16 protein-coding genes are annotated in these 21,496 nt (G+C 68.2%); 15 read left to right on the top strand and 1 reads right to left on the bottom strand.

What is annotated here, in order from left to right; all coding sequences use genetic code 11:
* Positions 1–118: 118 nt before the first annotated feature.
* The 6 genes from ABE957_RS04805 to ABE957_RS04830 all read left to right on the top strand — a co-directional run bounded on the left by ABE957_RS04805 (position 119) and on the right by ABE957_RS04830 (position 9,640).
* The gene (locus ABE957_RS04805; RefSeq protein WP_349757538.1) at positions 119–1,795 is read left to right on the top strand and encodes an AMP-binding protein; all 1,677 of its coding nucleotides are present in this window, start codon (positions 119–121) and stop codon (positions 1,793–1,795) included.
* Positions 1,796–2,036: 241 nt separating this feature from the next.
* Entirely contained in the window at positions 2,037–5,975 is a 3,939-nt protein-coding gene (gene hrpA, locus ABE957_RS04810) for an ATP-dependent RNA helicase HrpA (protein WP_432765399.1), read from the top strand.
* Positions 5,972–7,084 carry a beta-ketoacyl-ACP synthase III gene (locus ABE957_RS04815; RefSeq protein WP_349757540.1) on the top strand — a complete coding sequence of 371 codons (1,113 nt, stop codon included), beginning with the start codon at positions 5,972–5,974 and terminating at the stop codon, positions 7,082–7,084. The genes hrpA and ABE957_RS04815 overlap by 4 nt, the downstream gene beginning before the upstream one ends.
* Positions 7,085–7,161: 77 nt before the next feature.
* Positions 7,162–7,917 carry an MlaA family lipoprotein gene (locus ABE957_RS04820; protein ID WP_349757541.1) on the top strand — a complete coding sequence of 252 codons (756 nt, stop codon included), beginning with the start codon at positions 7,162–7,164 and terminating at the stop codon, positions 7,915–7,917.
* 12 nt (positions 7,918–7,929) lie between these two features.
* Entirely contained in the window at positions 7,930–9,144 is a 1,215-nt protein-coding gene (locus ABE957_RS04825) for a PP2C family protein-serine/threonine phosphatase (RefSeq protein ID WP_349757542.1), read from the top strand.
* Positions 9,131–9,640: an STAS domain-containing protein gene (locus tag ABE957_RS04830; RefSeq protein WP_349757543.1), complete on the top strand. Its 510-nt coding sequence runs from the start codon at positions 9,131–9,133 to the stop codon at positions 9,638–9,640. The genes ABE957_RS04825 and ABE957_RS04830 overlap by 14 nt, the downstream gene beginning before the upstream one ends.
* Positions 9,641–9,850: 210 nt before the next feature.
* Here the strand turns inward: ABE957_RS04830 and tal are convergent, their stop codons facing one another.
* The gene (gene tal / locus ABE957_RS04835) at positions 9,851–10,789 is read right to left on the bottom strand and encodes a transaldolase (RefSeq protein ID WP_349757544.1); all 939 of its coding nucleotides are present in this window, start codon (positions 10,787–10,789) and stop codon (positions 9,851–9,853) included.
* Between the two features lie 161 nt (positions 10,790–10,950).
* On the opposite strand from tal, the gene ABE957_RS04840 reads away from it, so the two are divergent.
* From ABE957_RS04840 to ABE957_RS04880, 9 genes are all read left to right on the top strand, one after another.
* A complete protein-coding gene (locus ABE957_RS04840) occupies positions 10,951–12,153 on the top strand; it encodes a multidrug effflux MFS transporter (protein ID WP_349757545.1) in 1,203 nt (400 codons plus the stop codon).
* Positions 12,154–12,279: 126 nt separating this feature from the next.
* A complete protein-coding gene (locus tag ABE957_RS04845; RefSeq protein WP_349757546.1) occupies positions 12,280–13,293 on the top strand; it encodes a substrate-binding domain-containing protein in 1,014 nt (337 codons plus the stop codon).
* Between the two features lie 116 nt (positions 13,294–13,409).
* Positions 13,410–14,666: a phosphate ABC transporter permease subunit PstC gene (gene pstC / locus ABE957_RS04850; protein ID WP_349757547.1), complete on the top strand. Its 1,257-nt coding sequence runs from the start codon at positions 13,410–13,412 to the stop codon at positions 14,664–14,666.
* 18 nt (positions 14,667–14,684) lie between these two features.
* Positions 14,685–15,851 carry a phosphate ABC transporter permease PstA gene (gene pstA / locus ABE957_RS04855; RefSeq protein WP_349757548.1) on the top strand — a complete coding sequence of 389 codons (1,167 nt, stop codon included), beginning with the start codon at positions 14,685–14,687 and terminating at the stop codon, positions 15,849–15,851.
* Between the two features lie 64 nt (positions 15,852–15,915).
* Entirely contained in the window at positions 15,916–16,770 is an 855-nt protein-coding gene (gene pstB, locus ABE957_RS04860; protein ID WP_432765398.1) for a phosphate ABC transporter ATP-binding protein PstB, read from the top strand.
* A gap of 77 nt (positions 16,771–16,847) precedes the next feature.
* Entirely contained in the window at positions 16,848–18,008 is a 1,161-nt protein-coding gene (chrA, locus tag ABE957_RS04865; protein ID WP_349757549.1) for a chromate efflux transporter, read from the top strand.
* 96 nt (positions 18,009–18,104) lie between these two features.
* A complete protein-coding gene (locus ABE957_RS04870; RefSeq protein ID WP_349757550.1) occupies positions 18,105–19,163 on the top strand; it encodes an ArsJ-associated glyceraldehyde-3-phosphate dehydrogenase in 1,059 nt (352 codons plus the stop codon).
* A 1-nt stretch (position 19,164) separates the two neighbouring features.
* Positions 19,165–20,391, top strand: a complete 1,227-nt coding sequence (gene arsJ / locus ABE957_RS04875) for an organoarsenical effux MFS transporter ArsJ (protein ID WP_349757578.1) — start codon at positions 19,165–19,167, stop codon at positions 20,389–20,391.
* A 163-nt stretch (positions 20,392–20,554) separates the two neighbouring features.
* Positions 20,555–21,496 carry a DnaJ C-terminal domain-containing protein gene (locus ABE957_RS04880; RefSeq protein ID WP_349757551.1) on the top strand — a complete coding sequence of 314 codons (942 nt, stop codon included), beginning with the start codon at positions 20,555–20,557 and terminating at the stop codon, positions 21,494–21,496.

Below are 21,496 nucleotides of genomic sequence, written 5' to 3' on the forward strand. Positions count from 1 at the left end.
TTTTACAGTCGTCGAGCCGCTGGTATAAGGTGCCTGTTAACACACCGCGTGTGGATAACCCCTCGCGTGGAGAACAATAAGGCCGATGCCGACATTGGCCGCAGTATGGAGACAGCCCATGAGCGAGAACGCCACGCCCGCCATCCTGACCGGCCAGCCCCTCGAGAAACTCGACGACTACGCCTCGGTGATGGAGGTCTTTCATGCCTCGGTGGCGCGCTTCGGTGACAAGCCGGCCTTCAGCTGCATGGGGCGGGTGCTGAGCTATGCCGAGCTCGACCGTCTCTCCGGCCAATTCGCGGCCTGGCTGCAGCAGGAGACCGACCTAGAGCCCGGGGATCGCATCGCCATCCAGCTGCCCAACGTGCTGCAGTTTCCGGTGGCGGTGTTCGGTGCCCTGCGGGCCGGGCTGGTGGTGGTCAACACCAATCCGCTCTACACCGAGCGCGAGATGGCCCATCAGTTCAAGGATTCCGGGGTCCGCGCCATCGTCATCCTGGCCAACATGGCCGCCAAGCTCGAGGGCATCCTCGAGCGAACCGACATCGAGCAGGTGGTGGTGACCGAACTCGGCGACCTGCACCCCTTCCCCAAGCGCCCGCTGATCAACAGCGTGGTCAAGTACGTCAAGAAGCTGGTGCCGGCCTTCTCGCTGCCCGATGCCACGCCGTTCCGCCGGGCGCTGGCGACCGGGGCCCGGCATCCGCACCGCGAGGTGAGCCGTGAGCCCGACGATATCGCCGCCCTGCAGTACACCGGCGGCACCACGGGGCTCGCCAAGGGCGCCATGCTGACCCACCGCAACCTGGTGGCCAACATGCTGCAGGCCCGCCAGGCGATCGGGCCGGCCCTGAGCGAGGGCGCCGAGACCATCATCGCGCCGTTGCCCGTTTACCACATCTACACCTTCACGGTGAACTGCCTGTTCATGATGGAGACCGGCAACCACTCGGTGCTGATCCCCAATCCCCGCGACCTCGATGGCTTCGTCAAGACCCTCAAGGAGGTGAGTTTCACCGGCTTCATCGGGCTCAACACCCTGTTCAATGCCCTGTGCAACCGCGAGGACTTTCGCCAGCTCGACTTCTCGCGGCTGCATCTGACCATCTCCGGCGGCATGGCCCTGACTCGCGCCTCGGCGACCCGTTGGGAGGAGGTCACCGGCTGTCAGGTCGCCGAGGGCTACGGCCTGACCGAGACCTCGCCCATCGTCAGCTTCAATCCCGTGGACGCCATCCAACTGGGCACCATCGGCAAGCCGGTGGCCGGCACCGAGGTGAAGGTGGTGGACGCCGACGGCCGGGACGCCCCCTACGACGCCGCGGGGGAGCTCTGCGTGCGGGGGCCCCAGGTGATGAAGGGCTACTGGCGCCGCGACGACGAGACCGCGCGGTCGATCGACGACCAGGGCTGGTTCCACACCGGCGACATCGCCGTGCTCCAGTCGGATGGCTACATCCGCATCGTCGATCGCAAGAAGGACATGATCCTGGTCTCAGGCTTCAACGTGTACCCCAACGAGATCGAGGACGTCGTGGCCGCCCATCCCGGGGTGGTGGAGTCGGCGGCGGTGGGGGTGCCGGACGAGACCAGCGGCGAGGCCATCAAGCTGTTCGTGGTGGCCCGCGACGAGGGGCTGGATGCCGAGAGCCTGCGGGCCTGGTGCAAGAAGGAGCTCGCCGGCTACAAGGTGCCGCGCTTCGTGGAGTTCCGTGACGAGCTGCCCAAGACGAACGTGGGGAAGGTGCTGCGTCGCCAGCTGCGTGACGAGGAGCAGGAGCGCGCCGGGGCGTGATCTTGGTCGCCGGACTGCCTCGTTAGATCCAGCATGTCGAGGCGGCCCGGATTAGGCGCGGTCGATGACGCGACGTTATAATGCAGGCCCGCCCCGGGACGCCCGGTGCGGGCCACTTTTTGCTGACCGTGACCCGGAGCCGACCGTCGATACCGTGACCACCGAGACCCGCCAGCCCCCCGCCGCGAAGGCCGAGGATGCCGCCGAGCTTGACGCCCTGACCCGTGACCTCGAAAACGTCATGCGCCGCGACGTCGTCGGCCTAGAGAAACGCCTGCGCGGCCTGCGCCGACGCCTGAAGGAAGGCAAGCCCGTGGATCGAGGGCTCGCCGAGGTCCGGCGCTCGTTCGAGCGGTCGAGAGAGATGGTGGAGCGACGCAGGGGGCGGCCGGTCACGCTCGAGTATCCGGCGGCGCTGCCGGTCGCCGAGCGTCGCGAGGACATTCTCGCGGCACTCAAGGAGCACCAGGTGGTGGTGGTGGCCGGCGAGACCGGCTCGGGCAAGACCACTCAGCTGCCCAAGCTCTGCCTGGAACTGGGGCTAGGTCGCCGCGGGCTGATCGGCCACACCCAGCCGCGGCGCCTGGCAGCGCGCTCGGTGGCCACGCGCCTGGCCGAGGAGCTGGCGGTACCGCTGGGCGAGCAGGTCGGCTACCAGGTGCGCTTCACTGACCAGAGCAGCGACGCGACCCTGGTCAAGCTGATGACCGATGGCATCCTGCTGGCCGAGACTCGCCACGACCCCGACCTCAGCCGCTACGAGGCGATCATCATCGACGAGGCCCACGAGCGCAGCCTCAACATCGACTTCCTGCTCGGCTACCTCAAGCGTCTGACGGCCCGCCGGCCCGACCTCAAGGTGATCATCACCTCGGCGACTATCGACGTCGACCGCTTCTCCGCGCACTTCGGCCGCCGCGACGCAGCGGGCCAGGACGTGCCGGCGCCGGTGGTCGAGGTCTCCGGACGCACCTACCCTGTGGAGGTGCGCTATCGGCCCCTGGTCCGCGATGACGACGACGAGGAGGATCGCACCCTGCAGGAGGGCATCCTGCATGCCGTGGAGGAGATCGAGCAGGTCGAGCGGGAAAAGGGCTGGTTCCACGGGCCGCGCGACATCCTGGTGTTCCTGCCCGGCGAGCGCGAGATCCGCGAGACCGCCGACACCCTGCGCCGGGCCGATCTGCGCGGCACCGAGATCCTGCCGCTCTATGCGCGGCTCTCCAACGCCGAGCAGAATCGCGTCTTCGCCCCCCACGCGGGGCGGCGCATCGTGCTCTCCACCAACGTCGCCGAGACCTCGCTGACGGTACCGGGCATCCGCTACGTCATCGACCCCGGCCTGGTGCGTATCAGCCGCTACAGCTATAAGGCCAAGATTCAGCGCCTGCCGGTAGAACCGGTCAGCCAGGCCAGCGCCAATCAGCGCAAGGGCCGCTGCGGCCGTGTCGCCGAGGGCGTCTGCATCCGCCTCTTTGATGAGGATGACTTTCTCGCCCGCCCCGAGTTTACCGACCCCGAGATTCGCCGTACCAACCTGGCCTCGGTGATCCTCTCGATGCTCTCGCTCAAGCTCGGCGACATCGCGGCCTTCCCCTTCGTCGACCCGCCGGATTCGCGCTTCATCACCGACGGCTTCCGGCTGCTCTTCGAACTGGGCGCGGTGGATGCGGGCAACCGCCTGACCCCGCTGGGGCGCAAGCTGGCGCGGCTGCCCATCGATCCGCGCCTGGCCCGCATGGTGCTGGCCGGCGCCGAGCAAGGGGGCTTGCGCGAGGTGCTGATCGTGGTCGCCGGCCTGGCGGTCCAGGATCCCCGCGACCGTCCGGCCGACAAGCGCCAGGCCGCCGACCAGGCCCATCGCCGCTGGCACGACCCGGACTCCGACTTCGTCGCGCTGCTCAACCTCTGGAACGGCTTCGAGGCCGCCCGGGAGGAGCTCTCCGGCAACCGGCTGCGCCGCTGGTGCAAGGATCACTACCTCAACTACCTGCGCCTGCGCGAGTGGCACGACACCTTCCGTCAGCTGCGCCAGCTGCTGCGCGACATGGACATCGAGGTGCCGCCGCCTCCGGCGCCGGTTGAGGCCCAGGAGGAAGACGACAAGGCGCGCCGCGAGGCCCGCCGGGAGCGCGCGGTGTCCCTGCACAAGGCGCTGCTCACCGGGCTGCTATCGAATATCGGCCTGCTCACCGAGAACCGCGAGTACCTGGGGGCGCGCAACCGCAAGTTCGTCGTCCACCCGGGCTCGGGGCTCGCCAAGAAGTCGCCCAAGTGGCTGATGGCGTTCGAGCTGGTGGAGACGACCAAGCTCTTCGCCCGCACCGCGGCGCGGATCGAGCCCCAGTGGATCGAGCCGCTGGCCGGCCACCTGGTCAAGCGTTCCTACGCCGAGCCCCACTGGGAGATGAAGCGCGCCCAGGTGGTGGCCACCGAGCAGGTCACGCTGTTCGGCCTGCCCATCGTGACCGGGCGCAAGGTCAACTTCGGCCCGATCGATCCGGTGGCGTCCCGGGAGCTGTTCATCCGCCGCGCGCTGGTCGAGGGCGAGTTCAAGACCCGCGGCGACTTCTTCGCCCACAACCGGGCGCTAGTGGAGGAGGTCGAGGACCTCGAGGATCGTGCCCGCAAGCGTGACATCCTGGTCGACGAGGAGACCCTGTTCGCCTTCTACGACGAACGCCTCCCCGCCGATATCGTCAACGGCAAGGGCTTCGAGGCCTGGCGCAAGAAGGCCGAGGCCGAGGACCCCGGCATCCTCAAGTTCGACCGGGCGGCCCTGCTGGCCCGCGAGGCCGGCGAGGTCACCCAGGCCGAGTATCCTGACGAGCTCACGCTGAACGGGGTGCGCTACCCGCTCGCCTACCACTTCGAGCCCGGTGCCCCCGACGACGGCGTGACGCTGACCGTGCCGGCCGCCATGCTGCCCCAGCTGCCCCTGGCGCGGCTGGAGTGGCTGGTGCCGGGGCTGCTGCGCGAGAAGTGCATCGCGCTGATGAAGTCGCTGCCCAAGGCGATCCGTCGCCAGGTGGTGCCGATCCCCGACTGGGTGGACGCCGCCCTGGAGGCCATGACCCCGGACGACGTCCCGCTTACCGAGGCGCTAGGCGAGTTCCTGCGCCGCAAGACCGGTGTGCGCCTGCATCCCGATGACTGGAACCTCGAGGCCCTCGAGCCCCATCTGGTGATGAACCTGCGGGTGGTCGACCATCGGGGTGAGCCCCTGGGTCAGGGTCGCGATGCGCGCGAGCTGGAGCGCCGCTTCGAGGCGGCCGCGGGCGAGGGCGCTCGGGCCCTGGCCGTTCAGGCGAGCGACGAGGGCGAGCTTGCGGCCCTGCCCGAGACGCCGCTGCCCGAGTCGCGAGTCACCACCCAGGCCGGTATCCGGGTGGAGGCCTATCCCGCCCTGGTGCCGAGCAAGGAGACCTTCCGGGTCGAGCTGTTCGATCATCCCGACAAGGCGCGCGAGGCCCATCGCGCCGGCGTGGTGCAGGCCGCCATGGCGCGGCTGCCCGACCAGGCACTTGCCATCGAGCGGCTCAAGGGGCTATCGACCTGCGCGCTGCTGTTTGCCAAGGTGGGCGGCAAGCGCGCGCTCATCGAGGACGTGGTGGCGGCGGTCTTCCGCCAGGTGGTGGCCACCGACCCGCTGCCGCGCTCTCAAGGCGAGCTGGCGACGCGGCTCGAGGCCACCGGCGATGCCCTGCTGCCCCGCGCCGAGGCGCTGGTGGCGACCCTGGAGCAGGCGCTCCAGGGGCACCTGGCGGTGACCAAGGCGCTGAAAGGCAACCTCAACCTGGCCCTGGCGCTGGTGTACAGTGACCTCAAGGCCCAGATGCAGCGCCTGGTACACCCCGGCTTCGTCAGCGAGGCCGGAGACTGGCTCGAGGAGTATCCGCGCTACATGGAGGCGGCGCTGATCCGTCTGGAGAAGGCGCCGCGGGAGCGTATGCGCGACCAGATGCACATGCAGGAGGTCCAGGACTTCGAGGCCCGCCTGGCGGCTCGCCGCGAGAGCGAACGGCGTGGTGGGGTGGAGGATCCGGCGCTGGTGGAGTTCGGCTGGTGGATCGAGGAGCTGCGCGTCTCGCTCTTCGCCCAGCAGCTGGGCACCCGCTTCCCGGTCTCCACCAAGCGCCTCGAGAAACGCTGGGCCGAACTCACAGGGAGAAGCGCATGACCCACGCAGTGATCACCGGCACAGGGCTGTTCACGCCGCCCCATGCCATCGACAACGCGGCCCTGGTGGCCGCGTTCAATGCCTGGGTGGACGCCGAGAACGCGCGTCGCGCCGAGGCGGGCGTGGAGGAGCGCCTCGAGCACTCGAGCAGCGACTTCATCGTCAAGGCGTCGGGTATCCACAGCCGCTACGTGATGGATGCCGAGGGGATCCTCGATCCCGAGCGCATGCGACCGCGGCTCGCTCCGCGCGGCAACGACGAGCCCTCCATTCAGTGCGAGATGGGTCTGGCCGCGGCCCGCGAGGCGCTGGAGTCGGCGGGCGTGGCGGCCGGAGAGATCGATCTGGTGATCGTCGCCTGCTCTAACCTGGAACGCCCCTACCCGGCGGTGGCCGTGGAGCTTCAGGCGGCGCTGGGTGCCGGCGGCTACGCCTTCGACATGAACGTGGCCTGCAGCTCGGCGACCTTCGCCATCGAGACCGCCGCCAACGCCATCCGCGCCGGCAGCATCCAGCGCGCCCTGGTGGTCAATCCCGAGATCTGCTCGGCCCACCTCAACTTCCGCGACCGCGACAGCCACTTCATCTTCGGTGATGCCTGTACCGCCCTGGTGCTGGAGAGCGACGCGGTGGCCAGCGCCGAGACGCGCTTCGAGATCCTCGGCACCCGGCTCACGACGCGCTTCTCCAATGCCATTCGCAACAACGCCGGCTTCCTCGACCGGGTCACCGACAGCGACCCGCTGGCCACCGACCGGCTCTTCGTGCAGGAGGGGCGGCGCGTCTTCAAGGAGGTCTGCCCGCTGGTGGCGGCGCTGATCACCGATCACCTGGCGAGCCTTGAGCTCGCCGGCGATGACCTGGCGCGCCTGTGGCTGCATCAGGCCAATCGCCACATGAACGACCTCATCGCCCGGCGCGTGCTGGGGCATGATCCGCAGCCCGAACAGGCGCCGATCATCCTCGATCGCTACGCCAATACCAGCTCGGCCGGTTCGATCATCGCCTTCCATCTGCATCGTCACGACCTTTCGTCCGGTGCGCTCGGGGTGGTCTGTTCCTTCGGCGCGGGCTACAGTGCCGGCAGCGTGGTGGTGCGTCGCCAATGAGCGTCAAGACAGTAACCGCAGGGAGGCGATAGCGCCCGATGAACGGATGTGAGAGGAAACGGATGATGGCAGGGGGGATGACCCGGTGGTCGGGGCGTGGCGCCCTGGTGATGACCCTGGCGCTGCTCGCGGGCTGCGCCAGCAGCGGCGAGATGCGGGAACCTAACCCTGACGACCCCTGGGAGGGCTTCAACCGCAAGGTGTTCGCCTTCAACGACGTGGTCGACCGCTACGCCCTCAAGCCGGCCGCCCAGGGCTATCGCTTCATCACGCCGGACCCGGTGGAGACGAGCGTGGGCAACTTCTTCTCCAACCTGGGCGAGATCCGCACCACCCTGAACAGCCTGCTGCAGGGCAAGGGTACCAATGCCGGTGTGGCCACCGGGCGCTTCCTGATCAACACCACCGTCGGCATCGGCGGGCTGTTCGACGTCGCCACGCGGATGGACATCACCGGCCGCGAGGAGGACTTCGGCCAGACCCTCGGCGCCTGGGGCGTAGGCGAGGGCGGCTATCTGGTGCTGCCGCTGCTGGGGCCGAGCACGGTACGCGATACCGCGGGGCTGCCGGCGGACATGTACACCTATCCGACCACCTACATCGAGGAGGACAAGGTGCGGGTCGGCCTGACCGCGCTGCGGGTGATCGATGCCCGGGCCGGGCTGCTCGACCAGGAGGCGCTGATCAGCGGCGACCGCTACAGCTTCATCCGCGATGCCTACCTTCAGCAGCGTCGCTTCGAGGTCAACGACGGACAGCTGGGCGAGGATCCCTTCGCCAGTGACGAGTTCGACTTCGACGATGAGGATTTCGACGACGCCTTCGCCGAATGAGGCCATGACCGCATGCCACCAGCCAAGCAACTGATCGGAGTGATCGACGTCCCGGGGCCGGAGCGTGACGCCCTGGCCCAGACCATCGCCCGTGACGACCTGGCGGTGTACGCCGCCTCCGGCATCGAGGAGCTGCCGCCCGAGACGGCGCTGATCGTCGCCCATGCGCGGGCGGTCTCGCGCGCCGACTGGGAGCGCCTGGCCGAGCGCCTGCCGACCCTGGTGGTCAGCGATGAGCGTCAGGACGCCGACCTGCTGAAGGCGGTGGAGGCGGGCCTGGTGGATTACATCGTCGACCCGCTGCGCCACGGCTCGCTGCTGCGGCGCATGATCGTCAAGGCCATCGAGGTGCATCAGCTAGCCGCCGACCGCGAACGCGACCGGGCCCGGCTGGCCCATCTCAACGAGAACCTCGAGGAGCTCAACGAGAGCCTGGAGACCCACCTGGCGATGCTGCGCCTCGACCAGCAGGCCGGCGGCCAGATCCAGCGCAAGCTGCTGCCGGCCAGGCCCCAGACGCTGCAGGGCGTGACCTTCGACTACTGGCTGGCGCCCTCGCTCTACCTCTCCGGGGACTTCCTCGACTTCCAGGGCTTCGACGAGCGCTACAGCCTGTTCTACTTCGCCGACGTCTCGGGTCACGGCGCGTCCTCGGCCTTCGTCACCGTGCTGCTGAAATACCTCTCCAATCGTTGGCAGCAGGAGTGGAACGGCGAGCATCCCGAGCGGCTAGCGCCGCGCTGGCTGGCAGCGCTCAACCGCGAGCTGCTGGATGCCGGTATCGGCAAGCACGCGACCCTGTTCGTCGGGGTGATTGACCACCGACGCCGTTATCTCCACTATTCGCTCGGCGCGCAGCTCCCCATGCCGTTGCTGGTGGCCGACGGCGAGGTGCAGGCGCTGCCCGGCGAGGGGATGCCGGTCGGCCTCTTCCCCGGGGTCGACTACCCGAGCCTGGGCTGTCCGCTGCCGGAGAACTTTCGGCTGTGGCTCTGTTCGGATGGCATACTGGAGTGTCTGCCGGGGGATACTCTGGAGGGGCGGCTCAGGGAACTCGAGCGACGGGTCCTGGCCAGCACGACGCTGGAGGACCTACGTGGCAGTCTTGCACTGGAGCATCTGGCCGACGATGATGAAATTGTCGCCCAGAGCGCACCGGGTCATGAGGAGCTGCCAGACGACCTGACGATCATGGTGTTGAGCGGATTTGGCAATGATAAATCATGAGGGCCGCATCAAGGCAGCGTTTGCATCGGGGGTCTTCGTGCTCAAGCTGTGCGGGGACGTACGCCTGACCCTGTGCGCGACCCTGGACCGCCAGGCCCAGCAGCTCGCCGAGACTCCGGGGCTCGAGACGCTGATCATCGACCTGCGAGACACCACCAACGTGGACTCCACCGCCCTGGGCTTCCTCGCCAAGGTGGCCATGGCGGTGCAGGGGCGCGTCAGCGAGCCGCCGACCATCATCGCCGACAACCCCGACGTCCAGCGCATGCTCGACGTCATGGGCTTCTCGCGCATCTTCACCCTGGTGGACGCGCCGATCACCGAGGCCCGTGAGCTTCATGACCTGCCTGAGATTCCCACCGACGTGGAGGAGACCCGCCAGCGGGTGCTGGAGGCGCATCGCATCCTGATGCGCCTCAACGAGCACAACCGCGAGGAGTTCCAGCCGCTGGTGGAGATGCTCGAGGCCCAGCAGGCCGCCTCCCACGGCCCCTAGGCGCCTATTTCCATTTCTACTTCTACCGGGTACTGATCGGCGTCTTGCCAAGCCCGGTTCGCGATGCGTTCTTCGGGCTCGTTGCTCGTCTTTCTTCCCCAAGCGCTCCTGACCCGTTCTTCCAAAGAACTTTTCTCATCCGTTCCTCAAGAGAGCTCTTGCCGGACGCCTTTCCGGGCCTCGCCCCTCGGCGGGCCGCCTGACCCTGCCTCAGCCCTGTCTCAGCTCTGCCAGCAGCGTCTCCAGCTTGCGCTGGTCGGCCATGAACTTGCGGATGCCCTCGGCGAGCTTCTCGGTGGCCATGGCGTCCTCGTTCATCGCCCAGCGGAACTCGGCCTCGTCCTGCGGCTCCGGCGCGCTGGTCTCGGCGTCCAGCGGCTTGAGTCGACGCGTCAGCGGCGCCTCGGTGCCGGCCAGCTCCTCCAGCAGCTGGGGAGAGATGGTCAGCCGGTCGCAGCCCGAGAGGGCGAGGATCTCGCCGCTATTGCGGAAGCTGGCGCCCATCACGACGGTCTCATAGCCGTGGCCCTTGAAGTGCTCGTAGATGCGCTTGACCGACTGCACGCCCGGATCGCGGTCGCCCTCGAAGTCGGCCTCGGGATCCTGGGCCTTGTGCCAGTCGAGGATCCTGCCGACGAAGGGCGAGACCAGGGTGACGCCGGCATCGGCGCAGGCCTGCGCCTGGGCGAAGCTGAACAGCAGGGTGAGGTTGGTGTGGATGCCCTCGCGCTCCAGTATCCGGGCGGCGCGAATCCCCTCCCAGGTCGCCGCGACCTTGATCAGGATCCGCTCGGGGCCGACCCCGTGGCGGCCGTAGCGCTCGATCAACGCCCGGGCCCGGGCCAGGGTGGCGTCCGTGTCGAAGGAGAGCCGCGCGCTGACCTCGGTGGAGACGTAGCCCGGCACCAGGGCGCTGATCTCGCTGCCGATCTCGACGGCCACGGTGTCCAGGGCATCGTCGATGTCGGTGGCGTGGCGGGCGATCTCGGCCAGCCGCGTCCGGCGCGTCTCGTGCTGGGCCGCCTGGAGGATCAGCGAGGGATTGGTGGTGGCGTCGGTGGGTTCGAAGCGACGAATCGCCTCGAGATCGCCGGTGTCGGCCACCACGGTGGTCATGGTCTTGAGTTGTGAAAGCAGGTCGTCTGCCATGGTGGGGATCCCTCCGGTTGTCATGGGGTTCACTCTAGCAAGGCAGCCCGGCCGAATATAGGCGGCCGGACCAGCGACTAATTTTTGGGTTATCATTAGCCCACTATCTTTTACCCGCTATCCACTCCTTCTCTGCCAAGAGCCCTGTGGGAGGCGCCTTGTTGACCCTGAATTCCCGACGCGTGGCCCTGCTGGTCGCCGCCAACACCGCCCTGGCTCCCTTCGCCATCGATGCCTATCTGCCCGCCATGCCGGCCCTGGCCGAGGCCGTGGGCGCGAGCATTCACCATACCGAGCTGTCGATCAGCACCTTCCTGGCCGGCTTCGCCCTCGGCCAGCTCACGGGTGGCCCGCTCTCCGACCGGCTGGGCCGCAAGCCGGTGCTGCTCAGCGGCCTGGTGATCTTCCTGCTGGCGAGCCTGATGCTGACCACGGTAGGCAGCCTCGGCGAGCTGCTCGCCTGGCGCCTGGTGCAGGCGCTGGGCGGTGGGGCCTGCGTGGTCAACTCCGCGGCCATCGTGCGCGACTGCTTCCAGGGCCGTGAGGCCGCCAAGGTGATGTCGACCATGGCGATGATCATGATGCTGGCGCCGCTGGCGGCCCCGGCCGTGGGCAGCGGGCTGCTCTATCTCGCCGACTGGTGGCTGATCTTCGTCTTCCTGGCGGTCTATGCGGCCTTCCTGCTCTGGCTGATGGGCACCAAGCTGCCCGAGACCCGAGCGCCGGACGCCCCCACGGCCTCGCCGCGACAGGTGCTGCGCAACTACGCCAGCGTGCTGCGCCACCGCGAAGGCATGGGCTATGTGCTCGCCGTGGCCGCGACCTTCGCCGGCATGTTCGCCTTCATCACCGCCTCGCCGTTTCTCTACATCACCCACTACGGGGTGTCGCCGGCGATCTACCCGGTGGTCTTCGGTGCCAATGTGGTGGTCATGGCGGCGTCGAACCGCGTGAACATCCGCCTGCTGCGCCGCCGGACTCCCCAGCAGAACATGCGTCTCGGCCTCGGCGCGCAGCTCGGCGTGGCGTTCTGCCTGACCCTGCTGGTGGCCTCCGGGCAGGACTCGCTTGTCACCGTGGTGCCACTGATCATGCTGTTCATGGGCATGGTCGGCCTGATCACGCCCAACGCCATCGCCTCGCTGCTCGAGCACTTCAGCCACATGAGCGCGACCGCCACGGCGCTGCTCGGCAGCATCCAGTTCACCTGCGGGGCGCTCGCCGGGGTGGTGGTGAGCGGTTTCGAGATCGACAGCGCCTGGCCCATGGTGCTGACCATGCTGGCGGTCTCGCTGGCCGGCAACGTGGCCCTGCGGGGGCTGGTGGGGCGCGCCGCCGGCCGGGAGGTCACCCCCGCCACCTGACGGCGACCGCCGGGGAGGCAAGGCGGCGGTGATGTCGTCGCCACCGGTTGTCATGAAGCTGTCACTTTCCTGGGGCATCGTGTGTGTCGCGAAGGTTGAATCCCTTTCTCGACAGGAGATCGCTCCATGAACCGCATCCTCAAGACTACCGCCATCGCCGCCGCCGTGATCGGCGTGGCCGGTGTCGCCCAGGCTCGCGAGCAGGCTCGTATCGTCGGCTCCAGCACCGTCTACCCGTTCGCCAGCTACGTGGCCGAGGAGTTCGGCGCCACCACCGAGTATCCGACCCCGGTCATCGAGTCCACCGGTTCCGGTGGCGGTCTGCGCCTGTTCTGCAACGGCGTGGGTGACGATACGCCGGACATCACCAACGCCTCGCGTCGCATGAAGCCCTCCGAGTTCGAGCGCTGCCAGGAAAATGGTGTCACCGACATCACCGAGGCCTTCATCGGCTACGACGGCATCGCCTTCGCCCAGTCCAACGCCAACGAGGCGATGGACGTCACCCGCGAGCAGATCTTCCTGGCACTCGCCGCCAAGGTGCCGGTCGATGGCGAGCTGGTCGACAACCCCTACACCCAGTGGAGCGAGATCGACGACGCCCTGCCGGCGCGCGAGATCGCCGTCTACGGCCCGCCCACCACCTCCGGCACCCGCGACGCCTTTGCGGAGCTGGTGATGGAAGCCGCCTCCGAGGAAATGGACGCCTACGGCGGCGAGGGCTACACCGATATCCGCACCGACGGCGCCTTCATCGATGCGGGCGAGAACGACAACCTGATCGTCCAGCGCCTGGCCGAGAACACCGAGGCCTTCGGTATCTTCGGCTACTCCTTCCTCGAGGAGAACGCCGACACCCTGATCGGCTCCAGCGTCGACGGCGTCGCCCCGACCCCGGATGCCATCGGCAGCGGCGAGTACCCGGTGTCGCGCTCGATGTTCTTCTACGTCAAGAATCAGCACGCCGACGAGGTGCCGGCCATGAACGCCTACGCGGATCTGTTCATGAGCGAGACGATGATCGGTGACCTGGGCTACCTCAAGGGCATCGGCCTGGTGCCGGCACCCCAGGACGTCCGCGAGCAGGCACGTCAGGCGGTCGAGAACCGTGAGAGCCTCGAACTGGCCGATCTGAAGTAACGCCGGCTCTTTCCGCTTCACCCGGCCGGCAGCTCAAGGGCTGTCGGCCGGCTCACGTTTCGACGGAACGGGCCGCTCCCGCCCCGTCCGCGAATCAACTCCTCCGAGAGACTCCTATGCAGACCAACCAGATACTCGCCATGTTCGGCGGCGCCCTGCTGCTGCTGGGTCTGGTAGCCTTCTTCCTGGGGCGTGCCAAGGCGACCCGGGTGCGGGCCGGCGGCACGGCCATGTTCGCCCAGCCCGACCAGTACGCCTGGTTCACCGTGCTGACGACGGCCGGTCCGGCGCTGCTGGTGAGTGCCGTGGGCGGCTTCGCGCTGCTGCTGCTGGGGGCCGAGATCCCCACCCTCTACCTGCTGGCCGGCAGCCTCGTCGTAGCCTGCCTCGGGCTCGCCATCGGCATGCTGATGGTGCGCCCCGACTTCCATGCCCGCCAGGCCATCGAGCGGGTGATCCGCTTCGTGCTGGCCGGCGCCGCGCTGATCTCCATCTTCACCACCCTGGGCATCCTGGTGTCGATCATCGGCGAGGCCTTGCGCTTCTTCCAGATGCAGAACTTCTGGGACTTCATCACCGGCACTACCTGGAACCCGGGTGCCAGCTTCCTCGAGGCCGCCGGTCGCGCCGAGGAGGGTGCCAGCGCCGCCCAGTTCGGCTCGGTGCCGCTATTCGCCGGCACCTTCATGATCACCGCCGTGGCGATGCTGGTGGCGATTCCCATCGGCCTGCTCGCGGCCATCTACATGGCCGAGTTCGCCCCCTCCCGCGTGCGCACCGTGGCCAAGCCGGTGCTCGAGGTGCTGGCCGGCATCCCCACCGTGGTCTATGGCTTCTTCGCCGCCATCACCGTGGCGCCGATCATCGTCAGCGTGGCCGGCTTCTTCGGGTTCGAGGCCTCCTTCAACAACGCGCTGGCGCCCGGCATCGTGATGGGCATCATGATCATCCCGTTCATCTCGTCGCTCTCCGACGACGTGATCTCCTCGGTGCCCGACAGCATGCGTCAGGGCTCGTTGGCGCTGGGTATGACCAAGGGCGAGACCATCCGCGACGTAGTGATCCCGGCGGCCCTGCCGGGGATCATCTCCGCCTCGCTGCTGGCGGTCTCCCGGGCGCTGGGCGAGACCATGATCGTGGTGATGGCCGCCGGCATGCGGCCCAACCTTACCGCCAACCCGCTCGAAGACATGACCACCGTGACGGTGCGCATCGTGGCCGCCCTGACCGGCGACCAGGAGTTCGCCAGCGCCGAGACCCTCTCCGCCTTCGCGCTGGGCCTGGTGCTCTTCGTGGTGACCCTGAGCCTGAACCTGGTCTCGGTGATCATGATTCGCCGTTTCCGCGAGAAGTATCGGGTCAACAACCTGTAACGCCGAGGACACGTTCCGATGAGTCAATCCTTCGACGACATCAGCGCCCAGCTCAAGCGCCGCCACCGCAAGTCGGCGCGCCTGAAGTGGATCTCCATGGGCGCCCTGGGGCTGGCCGGCCTGTTCCTGGTGCTGTTCTTCGCCGACATGCTGGTCAAGGGCCTGCCGGCGTTCAAGCAGGCCCAGATCCAGGTCCAGGTCGACTACAGCGAACAGGCCAGCCAGCTCCCCCTGGCCGCCGTGAACGAGGACGTTCGCTCACTGGTCAGCCGCGGCTACCTGCGCCTGATCCCCGGGCGCATGGAAGACGACCCCGAGCTGCTGGGCACCACCCGTCAGGAGTGGGTGCTCGCCGACGGCCAGGTGGATCAGTACCTCAAGGGCCATCACAGCAAGCTCAAGGCCGGCGAGCAGGCCGTGGTCGACCGCCTGGTGGAGCAGGGGCGCGCCGAGCTGCGCTTCAACACCACCTTCTTTACCAGCGGCGACTCCAAGATGCCCGAGCTGACCGGCATCGCCTCGGCGGCCATGGGCACGCTGCTGACCCTGCTGGTGACCCTGGCGGTGGCCTTCCCGATCGGCGTGATGACCGCCGTCTACCTGGAGGAGTTCGCGCCGGACAACCGCTTCACCCAGGCCATCGAGATCAACATCAACAACCTGGCGGCGATTCCCTCGATCCTCTTCGGCCTGCTGGGCCTGGCGATCTTCATCAACTTCTTCGGCGTGCCGCGCTCCTCGCCGCTGGTCGGCGGCCTGACGCTGGCGCTGATGACCCTGCCGGTGATCATCATCGCCACCCGCACGGCGCTGCGCAGCGTGCCGGAGTCGATCCGCCACGCCGCCTTCGGGGTGGGCTGCTCGCGCTGGCAGGTGGTGCGTGACCACGTGCTGCCGCTGGCGCTGCCGGGGATCATGACCGGCTCGATCATCGGTCTGGCCCAGGCCATGGGCGAGACCGCGCCGCTGATCATCGTCGGCATGGTGGCCTTCATCCCCGACGTCACCACCTCCTTCACCGAGGCGGCCACGGTGCTGCCGGCGCAGATCTTCACCTGGGCGGGCGAGCCCGATCGGGCCTTCATCGAGAAGACCTCCGGCGGCATCCTCGTGCTGCTGACCGTGCTCATCACCCTGAACGCCACGGCGGTGGTGCTGCGCAAGAAATTCGAGCGTCGCTGGTAGCCATCGACACGACACAGGATATCCTCAGATGAACATGCAAGTTGCCGAGCGGAGTAGTGCGCCGATGTCAGCTCAACACAGGTCCGGCCAGGACGGCCCGGAACAGCAGAATAGGGAGCAGCAACGCGGTCAGCCGGTGACGCGCAACGACGATGCCCATCACGAGCTCTCCATCCGCGTGCGCGACCTCAACCTCTGGTACGGCCAGAGCCAGGCGCTGAAGGGCATCGACATCGATGTCTTCCAGAAGAACGTCACGGCGCTGATCGGCCCCTCGGGCTGCGGCAAGTCGACCTTCCTGCGCTGCCTCAACCGCATGAACGACCTGATCCCCAACGTGCGCATCGAGGGGCTGGTGGAGATGGACGGTCGCGACGTCAACGCGGTCAAGATGGACGAGGTGGCCCTGCGCCGCCGGGTGGGGATGGTCTTCCAGAAGCCCAACCCCTTCCCCAAGTCGATCTACGAGAATGTCGCCTACGCGCCGCGCATGCACGACCTGGTGGGCCGCAAGTCGGACCAGGATGAGCTGGTCGAGCGGGCCCTGCGCGACGCCGGCCTCTGGGAGGAGGTCAAGGACAAGCTGCACCAGCCGGGCACCTCGCTCTCCGGCGGCCAGCAGCAGCGCCTGTGCATCGCCCGGGCGATCGCCGTGCAGCCCGACGTGATCCTGATGGACGAGCCGACCTCGGCCCTCGACCCGATCTCCACGGCGACCATCGAGGACCTGATGGACAAGCTCAAGCAGCAGTTCACCATCATCACCGTGACCCACAACATGCAGCAGGCCGCGCGGGTCGCCGACTACACGGCTTTCTTCCACCTCGGTGAGATCATCGAGTACAACGATACCAAGACGATGTTCTCCAACCCCCACACCAAGAAGACCGAGGACTACATCACCGGCCGCTACGGCTAGGCGTGGGTGATCGGCTCGACACGCCGGCGGCGGCTTGCGAAAGCGGGGCCCGCCGGGCGGGGCGCCCGGGGGAGGTCTTGTGGGCCTTCCTGCTGCTGGGCCTGACCTCCTTCGGCGGCCCGGTGGCGCACCTGGGCTATTTCCGCCACGAGTTCGTGACGCGACGGCGCTGGCTCGCGGAGGCGGACTACGCCGACCTGGTGGCGCTCTGCCAGTTCCTGCCCGGGCCGGCCAGCAGCCAGGTGGGCTTCGCCCTGGGGCTGCTGCGCGCCGGCCCCTGGGGCGCGGCCCTGGCCTGGATCGCCTTCACCCTCCCGTCGGCGCTGGCGCTGGTGGCCTTCGCCTGGGGCGCGAGCCTCTCCGAGGGGCCCGTGGCGTCGGGGCTGGTGCATGGCCTCAAGGTGGCGGCGGTGGCGATCGTTGCCCAGGCCGTGTGGGGCATGGCGAAGAGCCTCTGTCCGGACCGGCGTCGTGCCGGTATCGCGCTGGCGGCGGTCTTCACCCTGGTGCTGGTCGGGGGACACCTCGGCCAGCTGGCGGCGATCCTGATGGGCGCCCTGGCCGGCCTGATGCTGTGTCACGCGAGCGACGAGGTAGCCCCTCGCGCGGTGCTGTCACTGCCGGTGTCCCATCGGGCCGGCGGCCTCGCCCTGGCGGCCTTCCTTGCGCTGCTGGTCGGGCTGCCGCTGCTGGCCCTTGCCAGCGCCTCGCCGACCCTCGATCTGCTGGACGCCTTCTATCGCGCAGGGGCCCTGGTGTTCGGCGGTGGGCACGTGGTGCTGCCACTGCTAGAGGCCGAGCTGGTGCCGCCTGGCTGGGTCTCGCCGGAGACCTTCCTGGCCGGCTACGGCGCCGCCCAGGCGGTGCCCGGCCCGCTGTTCACGCTGACGGCCTACCTCGGCAGCCTGCTCGCCATCGGGCCGGGCGGGCTCCTTGGCGCCGCCCTGGCGCTGGTGGCCATCTTCGTGCCGGGGCTGCTGCTGGTGGTGGCGGTGATGCCGTTCTGGAACCGGCTGCGCCATTGGGACGCCGCCCGGTCGGCGATGCGCGGGGCCAATGCCGCCGTGGTGGGCATCCTGGGCATGGCGCTCTACGATCCGGTCTGGACCAGCGTCATCCTCGGGCCCGAGCCGTTCGCGCTGGCGCTGGCCGGCTTCTTGCTGCTGGTGCGCTGGCGGCTGCCCGCCTGGGCGGTGGTAGGGCTGCTGGCTCTGGCGGGACCGTTCATCGCCCCCTGATCGCGGGGGCGAGGATCGCTGTCACGGAATTGACATTCGCCGTCGATATATATGGAATCCCGCATATTTCCCCGTCCGGCCCCATCAGGAGACACCATGACCCTTCGCATCGGCATCAACGGCTTCGGTCGCATCGGCCGCCTCGTCCTGCGTAGCCTCTGGCCGCGCATTGCGGCCGGGGAGGCCGAGCTCGTGCGCGTCAACGACCCGGGCGGCGACGCCGCCACCTTCGCCCACCTGCTCGAATTCGACTCGGTCCACGGACGCTGGTCGCCGGGGAAGGGCATACGGGCCGAGGACGACGCACTGGTGATCGACGATCGCCGCATCGCCTTCAGCCGCCACGATACCCTCGCCGCCGCCGACTGGTCCGCCTGCCAGGTGGCCATCGAGTGCTCCGGCAAGATGAAGAGCCGCGCGTCGCTGCAGCCCTACCTCGACCGGGGCGTCGAGCGGGTGGTGGTCAGCGCGCCGGTGAAGGAGGAGGGCGTGCTCAACGTGGTGATGGGCGTCAACGACGATCGCTATGATCCCGAGGTGCATCGCATCGTCACCGCGGCGAGCTGCACCACCAACTGCCTGGCGCCGGTGGTCAAGGTGATCCATGAGGCCTTCGGCATTCGCCACGGCTCGATGACCACGGTGCACGACATCACCAATACCCAGGTCATCCTCGACGCCCCGAGCTCGCCGGAAAGCCCCGATCTGCGCCGTTCGCGGGCCTGCGGCATGAGCCTGATCCCGACCACCACCGGTTCGGCCAAGGCGATCAGCGCGATCTTCCCGGAACTCGAGGGCAAGCTGAACGGCCACGCCATCCGCGTGCCGCTGGCCAACGCCTCGCTCACCGACGTGGTCTTCGAGCTCGCGCGCGAGGTGACGGCGGAGGAGGTCAACGCGGCGCTCCGGGCCGCGGCCGACGGCGAGCTGGCCGGTATCCTCGGCTTCGAGGAGCGCCCGCTGGTTTCCATCGACTATCGCACCGACCCACGCAGTGCGATCGTCGACGCCCCCTCGACCCTGGTGGTCGGCGGAACCCAGCTGAAGCTATACGCCTGGTACGACAACGAGTGGGGCTATGCCAACCGCACCGTCGAGCTGGCCCTGAAAGTGGGGAGTGAGCCGGTGGGAGGCGAGCAGGTGGGCCGTGGTTGAGATGAGCTCGCTCGCCGAGCGCCTGAAAACGCTGCCCTTCGAGGTGCGCCAGTACCTGCTGATCACCGCCAACTACTGGGTATTCACGCTCACCGACGGCGCCCTGCGCATGCTGGTGGTGCTGCACTTCCACCAGCTGGGCTATTCGCCGCTGGAGGTGGCGCTGCTGTTCCTCTTCTACGAGGTCTTCGGCGTGGTCACCAACCTGGTGGGCGGCTGGCTGGGCGCGCGCCTAGGGCTCAACCGCACCATGAACGCCGGGCTCGCCCTGCAGATCGTGGCGCTGGCCATGCTGATGGTGCCCTCGCCCTCGCTGACGGTGCCCTGGGTGATGGCCGCCCAGGCGCTCTCGGGCATCGCCAAGGACCTCAACAAGATGAGCGCCAAGAGCGCGGTGAAGGTGTTGGTGCCCAGGGACAGTCCCGGCTCCGGCAGCGCGCTCTATCGCTGGGTGGCGCTGCTCACCGGCTCCAAGAACGCCCTCAAGGGGGCCGGCTTCTTCCTCGGCGGGCTGGGGCTGACCCTGGTCGGCTTCCGCGGGACGGTGATCGCCATGGCGCTATTGCTCGTGGCGGTGCTGGCACTCTCGCTTTGCCGGCTGCGCGCCGATCTGGGGCGCCAGAGGCGCAAGCCGAAGTTCACCGAGGTGTTCTCAACCTCACGAGCGATCAACGTGCTCGCGGCGGCCCGGCTCTTTCTCTTCGCCGCGCGAGACGTCTGGTTCGTGGTGGCGCTGCCGGTGTTCCTCTATGACCAGCACGGCTGGAGCCACTGGACGGTGGGAGCGCTGCTGGCCGTATGGGTCATTGGCTACGGCGGCGTGCAGACCCAGGCGCCGCGTCTCACTGGCCTGGTCAGCGGCGGGCCGCGAAGCGTCACCGTGGCCTGGGCCCTGGCCCTTGCCGGCCTGGCGGCGTCGCTGGCGCTGTTGCCGCTGGCCGAGGTCGGCTGGCTGGTGGCGGGGCTGCTGGCCTTCGGGGTGCTCTTCGCCATCAACTCCAGCTGGCACAGCTACCTGATCGTCCACTATGCGCGGGCCGATGGCGTCTCCATGGACGTCGGCTTCTACTACATGGCCAACGCCATGGGGCGCCTCGCCGGGACCCTGCTCTCCGGCTGGCTCTACCAGATCCAGGGGCTCGCGGCCTGCCTGTGGGTCTCGGCGGCCCTGCTGGCGTCAAGCGCGCTGATGGCCCTGGCACTGCCGCGGGAGGCCGTCGCCCGCTGATGGCACCTGCTCAGGCAGGGCGTTCGGTGCCGAGTGAAGCGGCGTCCGGCATCGTTCTCCGGCCATCTTCGACTAGGCTGGAATCAATCGCCGATGTCGTTTCAGGAGTGACGCCCTGGTCGTCCTGCCTGGATGGACGGGCCTTTTGCCGGAGTCCTTTGACGTGGAATTCAAGGATTACTACCAGGTCCTCGGGGTAGAGAAGACCGCGACGGCCGAGGAGATCAAGAAGGCGTATCGCAAGCTGGCGCGCAAGTTTCACCCCGATGTCAGCAAGGAGCCGGAAGCCGAACTGCGCATGCAGGAAATCAACGAGGCCAAGGCGGTGCTTGCCGATCCCGAGAAGCGTCTCGCCTATGACCAGCTGGCCGAGCAGTATCGATCGGGCCAGGATTTCCAGCCGCCACCGGACTGGGATGCCGGTTTCGAGTTCAGGGGGGGAGGCTTCGAGGAGGCCGACCTGGGCGAGTTCAGTGACTTCTTCGCCAACCTGTTCGGCCAGGGCGGCCGGGCAGGGCGAGGGAGGCGCGGCTATCAGATGCGTGGCGAGGATCGTCATGCCAAGGTGGTCATCGACCTCGAGGATGCCTACCACGGCGCGACCCGGGCGATCACCCTGCAGGTGCCTCGGGTCGACGCCCAGGGGCGCGTCCTGTCCCGAGAGCACACGCTCAACGTGCGCATCCCCCAGGGGGTGAAGGCAGGCCAGCACATCCGTCTCTCCGGCCAGGGTGGCCCCGGCCTAGGAGGGGGGCCGCCGGGTGACCTGTTTCTGGAGATCCACTTCACCTCGGATCCGCGTTATCGCGTCGAAGGGCGGGACGTGCATCAACGCGTGCCGGTCACGCCCTGGGAGGCCGCCCTGGGGGCCAGCATCCAGACACCCACTCCCTCGGGGGTGGTCAAGGTGAAGGTGCCCGCCGGCTCCCAGTCCGGGCGCCGCTTGCGCCTGAAGGGTCGCGGTATTCCGGGACCGGAGCCGGGCGATCTCTATGTCGAGCTCGAGGTGGTGCTGCCCCCGGCCGATACCGACAGGGCGAGGGAACTCTACGAGACCATGGCGCAGGAGCTCGCTTTCGATCCGCGCCAAGGGAGGGGAGGCTAG

Source organism: Halomonas pelophila, assembly GCF_040196315.1.
GTDB classification, from domain to species: Bacteria; Pseudomonadota; Gammaproteobacteria; order Pseudomonadales; family Halomonadaceae; genus Halomonas; species Halomonas pelophila.

Bases quoted from the DNA above. Each gene is read 5' to 3' on its own strand.
- ABE957_RS04820 (WP_349757541.1), top strand. From the start codon at position 7,162: ATGACCCGGTGGTCGGGGCGTGGCGCCCTGGTGATGACCCTGGCGCTG.
- tal (WP_349757544.1), bottom strand. From the start codon at position 10,789: ATGGCAGACGACCTGCTTTCACAACTCAAGACCATGACCACCGTGGTG.
- ABE957_RS04870 (WP_349757550.1), top strand. From the start codon at position 18,105: ATGACCCTTCGCATCGGCATCAACGGCTTCGGTCGCATCGGCCGCCTC.
- ABE957_RS04830 (WP_349757543.1), top strand. From the start codon at position 9,131: ATGATAAATCATGAGGGCCGCATCAAGGCAGCGTTTGCATCGGGGGTC.
- ABE957_RS04845 (WP_349757546.1), top strand. From the start codon at position 12,280: ATGAACCGCATCCTCAAGACTACCGCCATCGCCGCCGCCGTGATCGGC.
- ABE957_RS04815 (WP_349757540.1), top strand. From the start codon at position 5,972: ATGACCCACGCAGTGATCACCGGCACAGGGCTGTTCACGCCGCCCCAT.
- arsJ (WP_349757578.1), top strand. From the start codon at position 19,165: ATGAGCTCGCTCGCCGAGCGCCTGAAAACGCTGCCCTTCGAGGTGCGC.
- pstC (WP_349757547.1), top strand. From the start codon at position 13,410: ATGCAGACCAACCAGATACTCGCCATGTTCGGCGGCGCCCTGCTGCTG.
- ABE957_RS04825 (WP_349757542.1), top strand. From the start codon at position 7,930: ATGCCACCAGCCAAGCAACTGATCGGAGTGATCGACGTCCCGGGGCCG.
- pstA (WP_349757548.1), top strand. From the start codon at position 14,685: ATGAGTCAATCCTTCGACGACATCAGCGCCCAGCTCAAGCGCCGCCAC.
- pstB (WP_432765398.1), top strand. From the start codon at position 15,916: ATGTCAGCTCAACACAGGTCCGGCCAGGACGGCCCGGAACAGCAGAAT.
- ABE957_RS04805 (WP_349757538.1), top strand. From the start codon at position 119: ATGAGCGAGAACGCCACGCCCGCCATCCTGACCGGCCAGCCCCTCGAG.
- hrpA (WP_432765399.1), top strand. From the start codon at position 2,037: ATGCGCCGCGACGTCGTCGGCCTAGAGAAACGCCTGCGCGGCCTGCGC.